The sequence below is a fragment of the Burkholderia sp. LAS2 genome (genome assembly GCF_018417615.1).
GTDB classification, from domain to species: domain Bacteria; phylum Pseudomonadota; class Gammaproteobacteria; order Burkholderiales; family Burkholderiaceae; genus Burkholderia; species Burkholderia sola.
In genome coordinates, this window is the sequence record NZ_CP071054.1 from 448,487 (window position 1) to 462,796 (window position 14,310).

Here is a 14,310-nt window from a genome sequence, read left to right on the forward strand (position 1 = left end):
ACGTATCGACGTTCTCGCGTCCATTGCGACGTCGAAGCGCCGATTCACCTGCATCCATTGCGACGTCGTTTGTTCTCCAAAGGAATATCGTTTCGAGAATCGCTCGGTTTTCCGGTCCGCGCGGCGCTGCTAGATTGACTGCTTTCGCCATTCGACAGGAGAACCCGATGTCAGACACGAGCGCGACGATTCAGGATCGGCCGGCCGAAGCACAACCACAGCTGGCCCGTGTGATTGCGGATGATGCGGAAGCGATCGCGGTCGCGCATGCGCTGGCGCAACGTCTCGCGCAAGGGGCCGCCGAGCGCGATCGAGAACGCCGGCTGCCGCGTGAGGAAATCGAATGGTTCTCGCAGTCGGGGCTGTGGGCGATCACGGTGCCGAAGGCGTACGGCGGCGCAGGCGTGTCGCACGTGACGCTCACCGAGGTGATCAAGATCGTCGCCGCGGCCGATGCGTCGCTCGGGCAGCTTCCGCAGAATCATTTCGGGTTGATCGACGTGATCACGCTCGTCGGCACCGACGCGCAGAAGCGTCATTTCTTCGCCGAAGTGCTGAGCGGCAAGCGGTTCGGCAACGGATTCTCGGAGAAGGGCACGAAGCACGTGCTCGACCTGAAGACGCGCGTGCGGCGCGACGGCGACGACTATGTGGTCGACGGCACGAAGTTCTATTCGACCGGCGCGCTGTTCGCGCACTACGTGCCGGTGCTCGGGCTCGACGACGCGCAGCAGGCCTGGCTCGCGTACGTGCCGCAACCGACGCCGGGGCTGACCGTGATCGACGACTGGTCGGGATTCGGGCAGCGCACGACCGCGAGCGGCACGGTCGTGCTCGACGCGGTGCGCATCCCCGCGTCGCACGTGCTGCCCGCGCAGCGCGTGTCGGACGTGCCGACGCTCAACGGCCCGCTGTCGCAGATCATCCAGGCGGCGATCGACGCGGGCATCGCGAAGGCGGCGATCGACGATACGCTCGCGTTCGTGCGGACCCGCACGCGGCCGTGGGTCGACAGTGGCGTCGAGCGGGCGGTGGACGATCCGCTGACGATCCGCGAAATCGGCCGGCTGCATATCCAGCTGCATGCGGCCGACGCGTTGCTCGAACGCGCGGCGCGCACGCTCGACGAGATCGCGGCAAAGGGTGACGTGACCGAAGACGACGTCGCGCGGGCGTCCGTCGCGGTCGGCGAAGCGAAGGTGCTGACGACCGAGGTCGCGTTGCTCGCCGGCGAGAAGCTGTTCGAGCTGGCCGGCACGCAGTCGACGCTCGCCGAGCACAACCTCGACCGGCATTGGCGCAATGCGCGCACGCATACGCTGCACGACCCGGTGCGCTGGAAATATCACCTCGTCGGCAATTACTACCTGAACGGCGCGCGCCCGGCGCGGCATGCGTGGAATTGAACAGTCCGCGGCAAGCGAGGCGGGCGCCGAGGATCGGTGACGCGCCCATGCCACGGGCTGCGCCGCGCCGCTCAAGCCAGCGGATCGTCAAAAGTATGTTCTCGTGGCGACGAAGGCGACGTCCGCGATGTGCACCGCACGACGGCGATTGACGCAGGTCAACCGCATTCGCGCCGCCGGCAATACAGTGGACTCCGGCGCTTGCATGACGCGGCGCCCGATGGCGCGCGCAAGTCGCCGCGTGATGAGGCATGGGCAATGAAACATCCGACGTGGGCGATCGGGGCTGCGCTCGCGCTGGGCGCTTGCGCCGGTATGAGCCAGGAGGCGGCGTTCCGGTCGACCGAGACGCAATTGCTGGCGGCACGAGAGGCTGCAGCGCTGCACTGTTCGACGGCACCCGAATGCGACCGTGCATGGCAGCTCGCACGGCGCTACGTCGACGCACGTTCGTCGACCCGTATCACGCGATTCAGTGAGGACCGGATCGAAACCGCGCAACCGCATTTAGCCGGAGAAGTCTATCTGTGGGCATCGCGCACGGCATCGGGCGACGGCGGCGCGGTGATTCGGCTCAAGGCGATGTGCAAGGGCATGTACGGCACCGATGGCGGCCCCGGCTGGCAATACGATGCATGCGTGTCGAAGATTCTTGAAATCGAGCGGGGCTTCGCGGCGTACGAGCGCCCGCCGGACACGCCGGCGCTGCCGGTCGACCCTCGCTAATCGGCGCCGTCCGCGCCGGCGCATACCGCTTCGAACCGTTGACTTCGGTCAACGCAGGTTTCCGGCGAGCGCTGATGATGAAACAACGCCGAACGTCACCGGCGCGTCCAGTCATCCAGCGAGGTAGGTATGTACACGAACATCATGGTCGCCGTGGACGGCAGTCCTTCGTCGAGTCAGGCGCTTGAAGAGGGCCTGAAGGTTGCCCGGTCCTGCGGCGCGCGCGTGTTCGCCGTTTTCGTCGTCGACCAATCGCTTCTGATCACGTACGCCGGACGCATGAACCCGGATGCGCTGCTCGACGAAGTCCGGCGCGATGGCGCGGCGGTGCTGCGAAGCGCGGAACGGGCCATCTCGCATGCGGCCGTCAACGGCGATACCGAAATCGTCGAGACCGAACCCGGCCAGGATATCGCTGAACGGCTGCAACGCTATGTCGTCGAACGGTCGATCGATCTCGCGGTGGTCGGCACGCACGGCCGGCGCGGCGTCCGTCGGCTGGTCCTCGGCAGCGTAGCCGAACGCTTTCTGCGCGGATCCCGTTGCCCGGTCCTGCTCGTACGCGGCGACGATGCCGCGCCTGCTGCCGTCGCGGCAGCCTAGGGTCGCCGCGCCCGATACCGGGGCGGCCCGCCATCTGCCCAAGGGATCGTCATGCCGATAACTTTTCCTTCCGAACCGCCGACGTATTGCGGCCAGGACCCGGCGCTGGCCTTTCCGGCCGTGGTCGAAGGCCGCCGCGTGCGCTGCGTGATCACCGCGGAAGCGCTGGAAGACCACTTCCGGGCGGCATCGTCGCGCGAACAGGATCTCGTCGATGCATTCGCACGCCATCGCCCCGCGATCGAGCGCGCGGCGCGCTGCCTGCTCGAGGAGATGGACGGCAGGCCGATCCTGCTTCACAGCGGATTTTTCCGGTTCTGTACCTGATCGCGCCGGGTCGTCGACGCGTATCAAGCGCGTGACGGTGCGAGTGGATACGCCGATTTCTGAAGCGTCCTTCGTCCGTTGTGCGACACGCGATGTCGCGCGAGTCCGATCCGCATCGGGGCGCCGCGCTGGCGGGACGAAAGCGCGGGCCGCGTGCCCGCCATTCGACGAAGTGCGAACCCGGCGGCGACTGCAACGCATCCGTTGACCTGCATCAGCAACGGGCGGCCGCGTGTGTGCAAATCTGGTCGTGTATGGCGGACAAGCGCGCCGCGGCTCTCGGGAGTACAGACGATGAAAACCGACAAGCAGTTGAAGCAGGACGTTCAGGACGAACTGGAATCCGACCCGGCAATCGATGCGACACGAATCGGTGTCGAGGTCTCCGACCGGATCGTGACGCTTTCGGGTCACCCGCCGAGCTATGCGGAGAAACTCGCGATCGAGCGCGCGGCGAACCGCGTGGCCGGTGTCAAGGCGCTCGTCGTCGACATGACCGTGCATCTGCCGAACGACGACATCCGTACCGACGAGGACATCGCGAATGCCGTGCGCTCGGTGCTGCACTGGACGGTCGGTCTCCATGACGACGCGGTCAAGGTGCAGGTCGAGCACGGCTGGATCACGCTGTCCGGCAAGGTCGAATGGGCCTACCAGAGCCATCTGGCCGTGCGCGCGATCTCGCAGATGCGCAGCGTGACCGGCGTGACCGACCACATCGTCGTGCAGGGGGCGGTCGGCTCGGCCGACATCGGCGGCAACATCAAGCGCGCGATCATGCGCCACGCGGAGCGCGAGGCGAAACACATCGCGGTCGAGGTGCGCGACGGCACCGTTCGGTTGTCCGGCAAGGTCGGCTCGTTCTCCGAACGCAAGGCCGTGCGCGGCGCGGCGTGGTCGGCGCGTGGCGTGCGCGCCGTCGTCGACGACCTGGTCGTCGAGTAAGGCTGGCGGACTGAAGTCGGCCGCTCCTCCCGGCCGGATGCGATACGCGCGGCGGCCGCCCGTCTTCAAGCGTCTAGCCGCCCTTCCTTTTCCGCGCGGGCGGCGATGACGCCGGGCGCATGCGGTGTTCGCCCGCGCCCGCGTGCTCGCCTTTCCGCTGGACGTGATGCGCCACGGCATCGGTCACGGTCGGAAAGAAGCTGGCCGCGCCGAACACGTCGAACAGCCCGTAGGCGCGCAGGCGATCCTTCACAGGCCCCTTCATTTCCGCGAAGTTCAACGCGATGCGTTGCTCGCGGAGTTCTTCGCACAGCGCGACGAGCCGGTCTGCCGCGCTGACGTCGATATCGGTGACGGGCTCCGCGGCGACGACGATACGCGCGACCGGGCATGCCGAGCGCGCGATTGCCGCGTGCAGATGCTCGCAGAAGATCTCGACGTTCGCATAGAAGAGCGGTGCGTCCCAGCGGAACAGCACGAGGCCCGGGATTTGCACGGCGTCCGGATGGCGTGTGATGTCGTGATAGCCGCGCACGCCTGACAGCCGACCAAGCACGGCATCGTACGGGTGCCAGGCACGCCACACGAACGACAGCAGCGACAGCGCGCTGGCGAGCAGGATGCCGGGAACGACACCCACGCTGATCACGCCGGCAAGGCACAGGACCGAAATCAGGCATTCGCCGCGGCGCATCCGGTACAGCCGGACGACGCTGCGGACGTCGGCGATGCCGAACGCCGCGTAGATCACGACTCCGGCCAGCGCCGCGCGCGGGACGACCGTCAGCAGCGTCGGCGCGGCAATGAGCAGTATCGCGATGCATGCGGCCGCGACGAGATGGGCGACCTGGCTCTGCGCGCCGGCGGCGATCGCCACCGGCGTGCGGGACGCGCTGCTGCTGACCGCGCAGCCCTGCGTCACGCCCGCCAGCAGATTCGCCGCGCCCAATGCGATCAGTTCCTGGTTGCGGTCCGGCGTGTCGCCCGCACGCACGGAAAGCGCACGCGACAGCATGCTGATGTCGGCGAACGACACCAGCGCCACGGCGATCGCACCGGACGCGAGCGCGCTCAGGTCGGCGAGCGAGACAGCCGGAAGGTGCGGGGTGGGCGCACCGGCCGGCAAGGCGCCGACCGTGGCGATGCCGTGCAACGGCAACACGCGTGCGGCCAGGGTCGCCGCGAGCACGGCGATCAATACGCCGGGCCAGCGAGGTATCACGCGCTTCATCAGGAAAATGGCCGCCAGAACACCGACACCGAGCAGGCAGGCAGTGGGTGAAAACCGGCGGTCGACGAGGGCATGCATGATGTGCGGGACGCTGGCGAACACGTCGCCGCCCGATGCGGTCATGCCGAACAGCTCGGGCAGGCGGCCGATCGCGAGCGTGATCGCAATGCCGTTCAGATACCCGTACTGGATCGGGCGCGACAGCAGGTCGGTGACGAAGCCGAGGCCGAGCGTACCGAGCAGGACGCAGATCGTACCGGCCAACAGCGCCAATGCGCCGGAGAGCGCGATGGCCCGCTGCGGATCATGGTCCGCGAGCGGCGCGATCGCGCCGGCGATCAGCGCGGCCAATGCCGAATCGGGGCCCAGGACGAGGATGCGGCTCGGGCCGAGTACCGCATAGGCGAGCAATGCCGCGATCGACGCATACAGTCCGGTGACGGCCGGCAGGCCGGCCGCCTGCGCGTAGCTCATGCCGACCGGAACCAGCACGGCGGAAAGCGCGATGCCCGCATAGAGATCGCGCGGTAACCATGCACGCCGGTAGTTCGCGAGCAGCGCCACACCCGGGAACATGCGTGCGATGCGTCCGGAACGGGGCAGGTTCATCGCCGCTTCATCCAGCGGATATCCGGTAAAAAAGAACTGATCGATCCGGCAGGTGCAGGTTCATCGGCATGGGTGCAGCGCGCGGCACGGAAACGACCGCGCCTGGCTTCATGCAGCCTTGAGCGCCGAAAGTTGCAGCGCCTGCGCGAAACGGGCCAGCGTGGCGATCGATCCCGTCACGCTTTCGTACCGCTCCCGTCCGATCTGGCCGTCGAGGATCACGAGCATGCCGGCGTCGCGGGCGAGGGCGACCAATGCCAGCGTGTCGAGCGCGGCTGCATCGGACCGACCGGACGGATTGCCTGAATCGGCAAGCTGGGTAGCGTGTGACATGACGTCTCTCCTGATGGCCCGCGATCGGTGTGCCGGGAGCCGTGATCCGTGATTTCAGTATCGTCGGCGCGCATGCGCGATTCAATCGGCGTGTCCCGAAGTTGTAGTAGGAATCGAGCGGCGGCCGTCGGCGGATTCCTACACGGCGGACGGCTTCGGTGAAGGGCTTCGTCGGGCCGGCCGCTTGGCGCGGCACCGTGCGTACCACGATCCGATCGCATGCCAGATGTCGGCGGCCGATTCGCAGTAGGTGAACAGTTCGAGGTCGCGGCGGTCGATCATCCCTTCGTCCGCGAGAAACGCCAGATCGACGGCGCGCCGCCAGTACGCTTCGCCGACCAGGACGACCGGCAGCGGCGCGATCTTGCGTGTCTGCAGCAGCGTCAGTACTTCGAACAGTTCGTCGAACGTGCCGTATCCGCCGGGGAAAAACACGGCGGCCTTGGCGCGCTCGAGCAGGTGAAGCTTGCGAATCGCGAAGTAGTGGAACCGGAAGCACAGATCCGGCGTGATGTACGGATTCGGCGCCTGTTCGCGCGGCAGCTCGATATTGAAGCCGATGCTCGGCGCGCCGCGCTCATAGGCGCCGCGATTGGCGGCCTCCATGATGCCGGGGCCGCCGCCCGTGACGATCGCGAGGCGCGCGGTACGCGTGCGCCGGTCGGCATGGCCGACGATACGGCCGAATTCGCGTGCGACCCGGTAGTACGCGCTGTGCTCGACAAGACGGCTGGCGACCGCGACGGCCCGACGCCGGCCCGGGTCACGCGGGCGCAGCGCGAGCAGGCGGTTCGCTTCGTCGAGCCGAGCGTTCGCGACAGCGGGGGCGACGATGCGCGTGCTGCCGTAGATCACGACGGCATGGCCGATTCGCTCATGTTGCAGGCGCGCCTCGGCTTTCCAGTAGTCGAGTTGCAGCCGGATCCCGCGCATGGTCGCGCGTTGCAGCAACGTCGTGTCCGCGTCGCCGGGCGTGCAGTTCGGATGGCTGGCGAGATGCCGCGCCCGACGAGACGGCCGCGGGATGTTGTCGAGGCTGGCGGTCGCTTCGGGCCGGACGCGTATCCGCTTGCCGTGCGCGCCGCCGCGCGCGGTGCCGGCGGGAACGCGTTTGACTATCGTGGGCATGAGCGGGAAGGCAGTGGCACGGTCACTGACTCAGCACCCATTGGACGAGCTGATGGGCGTCGTCGGCAGAGAGCGGCCCGCCGCGATCGATGGCGGACGGCATCGGCGTGTCGCCCCAATGCGTGGGGCCGCCGACGCGCAACTTGCGCTCCAGCTCGGCGGCCGCGTGCGGATCGCCGCGGTAGCGCGTGGCGATATCGTGGAACGACGGCCCGAGGAACGTCATGTCGGGCGTGTGGCAGAACATGCAGTGCTGCGCGTTGACGAGCTCGGTCGGTTCGGGCACGGTCGTTTGCGCGGCCGCCGTGCCGGCAATGGCCGCGATCAGAAGGAAAGCGAAGCAACGCGTGATGTTCATGGTTTTTCTCGTCCGGATCGGCAGGCGCGCAGCGCGCCGCCGGTTGCGCTCAGGCGATCACTCACGAGATCACTTCGCCGAGCGGGCGACGGGGCGAATGCGGCGTGTGCGGGCCGCGGCCGACTCGCAGCAGCAACTGCGGCTCGCCGCGCAGCCCGAGCGTCCGGCCGAGGTCGGCACGCAGCGCGGCCGTCTCGATCGGCTGGTTCAGGTACGACGCCGTATAGCCCGCGCGCGCCGCGACGAGCAGGATTCGCTCCAGCGCCTGGCCCGCGGCCAGCCACGCTTCGCGATCGTCGCGCACGGTCGACAGGCAGACGATCAACGGCGACGCGCCGACGAGCTGGTGATGGAGCGCGGCCAGCCCGTTGCCGAGATCGAACGTCCGCACCGCCATCGTCACGACAGGCGCCGCGAAGTCCAGCAGCGTCGGTACGCCGGCCGCGAATGCCGGCATGCCGTCGACGCGCCGGCGCGGATCGATCCAGCTCGCCAGTTCGCGGCGAAAGCGCGGATCGGCGAACTGCTGCTGGTCGGCCTGCGCAACCAGTTCGGCGACCCGTGCGCGATGCGCGATCGAGTCGATGCACGCGACCTCGGCGCCTTCCGCGACGCCGGCCGCGATCAGCTCGCGCTGAATCTCGTCGGGCACCGCGGTGGATTCGAACGGCGCGCGCGTCGTGACGCGCGCCTGGATTGCGTCGAACAGCCCGCCGAGAGACCGATCGGAATAGCCGTCGTCGCAGACCCGGACCAGCGCAAGGAGATCGGGGTCGACCTCGGACGGAAACGTGCTGATCGTGTGGGCGAGGCCGGCGTGATCGAGCGCGACGCGCAGATTGAGCAATGCCGCGCCGCAACTGATGATCAGTTCGCGGTCGAACGGATCGACCACGGGCAATGCGCGGACCCGGTCCGCGCAGACGGCGATCGTGGCGCCGTTGACGATGAACCGCCACGGCTGGGAATTGTGGCTGGACGGGGCCAGCACCGCGTACGCCAACAGCGACTTCAATTGATCGTCGACATGGGCGCTCGCGGCAAGCGGGGGAACGGACATCATTGATCATCTCCTGGCACGCCGCGCGGGCGACGTCATGCCATCTCATCGTGTCAGCAACCGTCCGGCAGCCGTTGACCCACATCAAGCGCCCGTCACCGGGCCATGCACGCGCGATGCGCCGGGGTTAGTCTTGGACAGCGAAGCACGAAGACGATCGGCCGGGAGGCGAGCATGCTTGCGATGATGTTTGACGGCACGACACCGCATTTGCGCGAGGCGCGCGTGCCGGATCCGCGGCCGGCGCCGGGCCAGTTGTTGATCGACGTGCATGCATGCGGTGTCTGTCGAACCGATCTGCACGTCGTCGACGGCGAGCTCGCGCACCCGAAGCTGCCGCTGGTGCCGGGGCACGAAATCGTGGGAACGGTGCGCGTGCTCGGCGATGGCGTGACGGGGTTCTCCGTCGGTGACCGGGTGGGGGTTCCCTGGCTCGGTTCGACATGCGGGCATTGCGCGTATTGCACGTCGGGCCGCGAGAACCTGTGCGACAGCCCGGGTTTCACGGGCTATACGATCGACGGCGGCTACGCCGAGTGCGCGGTCGCCGACCACCGGTATTGCGTGCACCTGCCGCAACGCTATTCAGATCTCGAGACCGCGCCGCTGCTGTGCGCCGGCCTGATCGGCTATCGAACCTTGCGCATGGCCGGCGACGCGCGTCGCATCGGCATCTACGGTTTCGGCGCGGCCGCTCATCTCGTCGCGCAGGTCGCGCGTTTCGAGGGGCGCAAGGTGTTCGCGCTGACGAAGCCCGGCGATACCGCGGCCCAGCAGCTCGCGCTGTCGCTCGGCGCCGCGTGGGCCGGCGGCAGCGACGAAACGCCGCCGGAAACACTCGACGCCGCGCTCATTTTTGCGCCCGCGGGCGCGCTGGTGCCGGCCGCGCTGCGCGCCGTGGGCAAAGGCGGGATCGTCGTATGCGGCGGCATTCACATGAGCGATATCCCGAGCTTTCCGTACGCGTGGCTGTGGGGCGAGCGCCGGATCGCGTCGGTCGCCAACCTGACGCGTGCGGATGCGGCCGAATTCATGCGGATCGCCGCTGCGATGCCGCTGCGGGTCGAAGCCGTGCGCTACGCGCTGACCGATGCGAATCGCGCACTCGACGATCTGCGCAGCGGGCGCGTGTCCGGCGCCGCCGTGCTCGGCATGCGCGATTGATCCCGCCCGGTATCCGCGCGTTCTGCTCAGATGCGCCCGAGGCCTTCCGGATCCACGATGCGGATCTGCTTGCCTTGCGCGGCGACGAGCCCGTTGCGTTGGAACTTCGACAGCATCCGGCTGACCGTTTCGAGCTTCATCCCGAGATATTCGCCGATCTCGTCGCGCGTCATCCGCAGCACGAATTCGGCGGCCGAGTAACCGCGCGCCTTGAAGCGGGTGGAAAGGTTCAGCAGGAAGGCGGCCACGCGCTGCTCGGCGGTCATCGTGCCGAGCAGCACCATCTGCGCCGATTCGCGGACGATTTCGCCGCTCATCATCTGATAGACGTGATGCTGCATCGGCCGCACTTCGCGACACATCTGCTCGAGCTGGCCGAACGGGATGATGCAGACCGTGCTGTCCTCGAGCGCGATCGCGTCGCCGTTGTGCCGCCCGGTGTGCACGCCGTCGAGCCCGAGCGCTTCGCCGACGATCTGGAAGCCGGTGATCTGCTCGTCGCCGTCGCGATGCATCATCACGGTCTTGAACGACCCGGTTCTGACCGCATAGATGCTGTGGAACGCGTCGTCCGCGCGAAACAGCGTTTCACCGCGTTTGACGTGGCGCGTCGTGCAGATCATCGCGTCCACCCGGGCGAACTCGTCGGGCGTCATTTCCCGCGGCATGCAAACGGTGCGCAGCGTGCAGGACGAGCAGCGCGACGACGTGCGCTTCGGCTGGTCCGTCCGCGTGACGGGATGCAGCGGAATGAACGGGCGCGACGGCGCCGTCGTCGGGATGTCGGCATGGCTCTGCATGATCTGCTCCGGTTGGGGCGGCAGCGGGTCGCACCGTCGCGGTTGCGCTGGCCGTCGTACAGGCGGACACGAACGTCGCCGCCTGGTTGGTCGAATCGGCGCCCATCGGATCGGCGGGCCGGCAGCCGTCGCGACGGGACGGCAAGGCCGGGCAGCTCCGGAAGGCACGCCGGTGTGTTGTTGTTGATCGGAGTATGGACAGCCGAGCGCTTGATTGAAATCAGCGGAAATTGAAGATGCGGTAGGTGTTAGGGAAGGTTTGTAGGACGATTCCTACAAGGGTGCGGCAGGTTGTCGCGGTCAGAGTTCGTCCGGGTCGTCGAACAGCCGGTGGCGCATCGCGTACCGGACGAGCGCCGTATCGTTGGCCATCTGCATCTTCTCGAGGATTCGCGTCTTGTAGGTGCTCACGGTCTTGACGCTGACGCACAACGCCTGCGCGATCTCGGAAATGGACTCGCCGGACGTCACGCGCCGGAACACGTCGAACTCGCGGTCGGACAAGCGTTGATGCGGCAACAGGTCGGTCGGCTCGTTGAGGCTTTGCGCGAATTGCTCCGCCATCGACAGGCTGACGTACACGCCGCCGCCGGCAATTTTCGTCAGCGCGGCCACCAGCTCCGCGCTCGCGCTTTCCTTGGTCATGTAGCCCGATGCGCCGGCGCGGAACGCGCGCACCGCATATTGCTGCTCGGCGTGCATCGTCAACACGAGGATGTGCAGGGCCGGTTTCTCGTCCTTGATCTGCTTGATGAGTTCGATGCCGTTGCGGCCGGGCATCGACAGGTCGAGCACCAGCACCTCGGCCTCGGTGCCGCGCGTCAGCGCGATCGTCGATGCACTGTCGCTTGCTTCTCCCGCCACGACGAAATCGTGGGCGTTCTGCAGGATGTGCCGCAGGCCGTCCCTGACGAGCGTGTGATCGTCAGCAATGAGTACCCGGATCATGGCGTGCATCCTTTGCCGGTTTGCGCGGGGCACGCGCCCGCCGGCGTTCGTCGATCCGGCTCCGACCGGAATGTTGCAATCGCCCGATTCTGAACGGTGGACATGATGACTGCCGTCGATGAACGGACGATGTCTCTTCAAAGGGTCGCATCAAAAGCGTCTCCGATGCGCCGCAATTGTGCGCGTTTCGCCGGTATTCGCCAATCGGGCCGGATGCGGACGCGTGCTGCATCGCAGGCTTGACTGGCGTCGGCCGGACGATATGCGTCGGGCCTACGGGCAGAACGCTGATGCGGCCGTCTCGTGACGAGGCGGGCAGCCGTAACCAGGCAGCCCGAACCTCGCCGGTTCAGTGAGACAGCAGCACCGGCACCGTCATCGTCTCGAGGATCGTGCGCGTCGCGCCGCCCAGCACGCGCTCGTGGGCGCGGGTATGGCTGTACAGGCCCATGACGAGCAGGTCCGCATGCACGTCGGTCACCCGGTTCAGCAGCGTCCCGCCCACGCCGACCGACCGCTCGCGCGGCGTCGTCGAGAACGACGCGCGAACGCCGTGTCGTTCGAGATACGCGGCGACGTCGACGCCGGCCGGCGTCCGGTCCGGATCGGGTTGCCCGCGGACGACCGTCTCGACGTTGACGAAGCGTGCGCGGGCGAGCAGCGGCAGCGCGTCGGCCATCGCGCGCGCGGCCTCGCGCCCGCCGTCCCAGCCGATCAGCACGTTCTCGCCGAACGTGCGCACGTCGCCGGCATACGGCACGACGATCGCCGGACGGCCGCTGCCGATCACGACATCCTCGACGAAATGGCGCGCCACGTAGGTCATGCGGTCGTCGGGATCCTCCTGGCCGAGCACCAGCAGATCGGCGTGACGGGCGTGCAGGATCGCGGCATCGATCGCATTGCCGGCCGGCGCCTGCCATTCGACGCTGCGTCCGGCGCGTTCGGCGGCCGTCAGGAAGCGTTCTTCCGCCTCCTTGCGCCGCTGCTCGCACAGGCGCTCGTAGACGGCCAGCTTCAGCGGTTCGTCGGGCCGGCGCAATGGTTCGAGGAGATCCTGGCAGACCAGGTAGAGGCCGATCAAATGCGCGTTCCAGCGTCCCGCGAGCTGGAGCGCGAGGTCGACGCGCGTCGCGCAGCGATCGCTGTCGTCGAGATGAACGAGCAGGGTCTTGTAGCTCATGACGGTTCCTTTTCGGTGGAAGCGGCCGTGACGTCGGCGGATGCCTTCGCCGCGCAGCTCGCTGGAATCATCAGGACCGGGCATCTGGCCAGGCGCAGCACGCGTTCGGCCACGCTGCCGAGGAACATGCGCCGAAAGCCGCGCCGGCCATGCGTGCCCATCACGATCAGATCGGCGTTGATCTCGCCCGCGACGCCGACGATCCGGTGCGGGATGTCTTCGCCTGCCGGCGCGACGTTGGAAATCTGCGGCGTGCCGGCCACGTCGCGCGCCTGCATGCGCCGCGCGGCGTCCTCGGTCACGCGCAATCCTTCTTCACGGAACGAATCGACCAGGATCGACGGATCGTATCCGACCATGTCGTAGGCCGGCGCCAGGAAATCGACGACGTAGACGGGTGTCAGCCGCGCACCCGTTTCCGCCGCGAGCGCCAGCGCGGCGTCGAGTGCACGGGACGACGTGTCGCTGCCGTCGAGTGCCACCAGAATGTTCGAGTACATGGCATTTCCCTTGAACGGATGTGGATGAAACCATCATCGGCGCGTGCACGCCGATGGCGCTGATCTGGATCAAGCGTCCCGGTTGCCGCGCAGCCCGCCCGCCGCGGTGCGATTCACGCGTCGTTGGTCGATGCGCGTCGGGCGGCTCAGTGCGACATCAGCACCGGCAGCGTCATCGACGCGAGCACCGTGCGCGTGGCCCCGCCCATCAACAGCTCGCGCCAGCGCGGATGGCCGTACGCGCCCATGACGAGCAGGTCGGAACCCGTGTCATACGTGCGCGACAGCAGCGTGTCGCCGACGGACGAGCCGGCGCCGGCGTCGATGTCGAGCACGTTCACGTCGTGCGCATGGCGCGCCAGCATCAGCGCGGCATCGGCGGCCGGAATCCGCGTGGCCGCGGCCTCCGACTTGCCGTCGACCACGGCGACGACCGTCGTGCGTTTCGCGTGTTCGAGAAAGGGCAGCGCGTCGTGCGCGGCGCGGGACGCTTCGCGGCTGCCGTCCCATGCGACGAAGACCCGTTCGCCGACCGACGGGAATTCTCCGGTGTACGGCCAGAACAGCACCGGGCGGCCGGCGGTCAACACGAGATTTTCCGGAAACTGGTCGTCGATATAGGTCTCGGGATCGTTCGGGTCGCTCTGGCCGGCAATCACCAGATCGGCGAGACGGGCGGCGCGCGGGACGGCCACGTTCGCGCGCTCGTCGGTGCGAATCCAGGTTGCCGGCACCTTGGCGCGCGCCGTTTCCGCATGGAACAGACGCTCCAGCGCGGCCATCCGCTCGTCGCGCCGTTCGCGTTGCGCGCGGAAATAGTCGGCGGAACCGGCCATCACGTAGAACGAATGCGGCTCGGGCGTGTAGATCGCGAACAGCCCGGTGAGATGCGCACCGAAGCGCCGGGCGAGACGCAACGCGAACTCGAGACGCGAATGCGCGCGGGTGCTCGTATCGAGGTGCACGACCATGCTTTTGTAGCTCATCGG

At 67.7% G+C, this 14,310-nt stretch carries 16 protein-coding genes; 6 read left to right on the forward strand and 10 right to left on the reverse strand.

What is annotated here, in order from left to right; genetic code table 11:
* Positions 1-167 precede the first annotated feature (167 nt).
* The 5 genes from JYG37_RS31120 (at position 168) to JYG37_RS31140 (ending at position 4,007) form a co-directional block, all read left to right on the forward strand.
* On the forward strand, positions 168-1,406 hold the full coding sequence (locus tag JYG37_RS31120; RefSeq protein ID WP_050015271.1) for an SfnB family sulfur acquisition oxidoreductase: 1,239 nt from the start codon (positions 168-170) through the stop codon (positions 1,404-1,406).
* Between the two features lie 36 nt (positions 1,407-1,442).
* Positions 1,443-2,132 carry a hypothetical protein gene (locus JYG37_RS31125; RefSeq protein WP_249746104.1) on the forward strand — a complete coding sequence of 230 codons (690 nt, stop codon included), beginning with the start codon at positions 1,443-1,445 and terminating at the stop codon, positions 2,130-2,132.
* 129 nt (positions 2,133-2,261) lie between these two features.
* Positions 2,262-2,735, forward strand: a complete 474-nt coding sequence (locus JYG37_RS31130; protein WP_050015267.1) for a universal stress protein — start codon at positions 2,262-2,264, stop codon at positions 2,733-2,735.
* 51 nt (positions 2,736-2,786) lie between these two features.
* Positions 2,787-3,062, forward strand: coding sequence for a DUF1488 family protein (locus JYG37_RS31135; protein ID WP_050015265.1), 276 nt, complete (start codon positions 2,787-2,789; stop codon positions 3,060-3,062).
* A 294-nt stretch (positions 3,063-3,356) separates the two neighbouring features.
* Positions 3,357-4,007 carry a BON domain-containing protein gene (locus JYG37_RS31140; protein WP_050015409.1) on the forward strand — a complete coding sequence of 217 codons (651 nt, stop codon included), beginning with the start codon at positions 3,357-3,359 and terminating at the stop codon, positions 4,005-4,007.
* Positions 4,008-4,080: 73 nt separating this feature from the next.
* Here the strand turns inward: JYG37_RS31140 and JYG37_RS31145 are convergent, their stop codons facing one another.
* The 5 genes from JYG37_RS31145 to JYG37_RS31165 form a co-directional block, all read right to left on the reverse strand.
* Positions 4,081-5,847, reverse strand: coding sequence for a SulP family inorganic anion transporter (locus tag JYG37_RS31145; RefSeq protein WP_050015263.1), 1,767 nt, complete (start codon positions 5,845-5,847; stop codon positions 4,081-4,083).
* A 108-nt stretch (positions 5,848-5,955) separates the two neighbouring features.
* Positions 5,956-6,180 carry a hypothetical protein gene (locus tag JYG37_RS31150; RefSeq protein ID WP_050015261.1) on the reverse strand — a complete coding sequence of 75 codons (225 nt, stop codon included), beginning with the start codon at positions 6,178-6,180 and terminating at the stop codon, positions 5,956-5,958.
* A gap of 138 nt (positions 6,181-6,318) precedes the next feature.
* The gene (locus tag JYG37_RS31155) at positions 6,319-7,308 is read right to left on the reverse strand and encodes an LOG family protein (protein ID WP_213347015.1); all 990 of its coding nucleotides are present in this window, start codon (positions 7,306-7,308) and stop codon (positions 6,319-6,321) included.
* A 22-nt stretch (positions 7,309-7,330) separates the two neighbouring features.
* Entirely contained in the window at positions 7,331-7,666 is a 336-nt protein-coding gene (locus JYG37_RS31160) for a c-type cytochrome (RefSeq protein ID WP_050015257.1), read from the reverse strand.
* Between the two features lie 61 nt (positions 7,667-7,727).
* Positions 7,728-8,729, reverse strand: coding sequence for an Acg family FMN-binding oxidoreductase (locus JYG37_RS31165; RefSeq protein WP_050015256.1), 1,002 nt, complete (start codon positions 8,727-8,729; stop codon positions 7,728-7,730).
* Between the two features lie 171 nt (positions 8,730-8,900).
* On the opposite strand from JYG37_RS31165, the gene JYG37_RS31170 reads away from it, so the two are divergent.
* Positions 8,901-9,890, forward strand: coding sequence for a zinc-dependent alcohol dehydrogenase family protein (locus tag JYG37_RS31170; RefSeq protein ID WP_213347017.1), 990 nt, complete (start codon positions 8,901-8,903; stop codon positions 9,888-9,890).
* Between the two features lie 26 nt (positions 9,891-9,916).
* On the opposite strand, the gene fnr is transcribed toward JYG37_RS31170, so the two are convergent.
* The 5 genes from fnr to JYG37_RS31195 all read right to left on the reverse strand — a co-directional run bounded on the left by fnr (position 9,917) and on the right by JYG37_RS31195 (position 14,307).
* A complete protein-coding gene (gene fnr / locus JYG37_RS31175) occupies positions 9,917-10,690 on the reverse strand; it encodes a fumarate/nitrate reduction transcriptional regulator Fnr (RefSeq protein ID WP_050015252.1) in 774 nt (257 codons plus the stop codon).
* A gap of 300 nt (positions 10,691-10,990) precedes the next feature.
* A complete protein-coding gene (locus JYG37_RS31180) occupies positions 10,991-11,638 on the reverse strand; it encodes a response regulator (protein WP_089490178.1) in 648 nt (215 codons plus the stop codon).
* Between the two features lie 349 nt (positions 11,639-11,987).
* Positions 11,988-12,821, reverse strand: coding sequence for a universal stress protein (locus tag JYG37_RS31185; RefSeq protein ID WP_124714479.1), 834 nt, complete (start codon positions 12,819-12,821; stop codon positions 11,988-11,990).
* Complete coding sequence (locus JYG37_RS31190; protein ID WP_124630147.1) at positions 12,818-13,321, reverse strand: universal stress protein; 504 nt, start codon at positions 13,319-13,321, stop codon at positions 12,818-12,820. Before JYG37_RS31190 ends, JYG37_RS31185 begins: the two co-directional genes overlap by 4 nt.
* Before the next feature lie 146 nt (positions 13,322-13,467).
* Complete coding sequence (locus tag JYG37_RS31195) at positions 13,468-14,307, reverse strand: universal stress protein (protein ID WP_124630148.1); 840 nt, start codon at positions 14,305-14,307, stop codon at positions 13,468-13,470.
* Positions 14,308-14,310 lie beyond the last annotated feature (3 nt).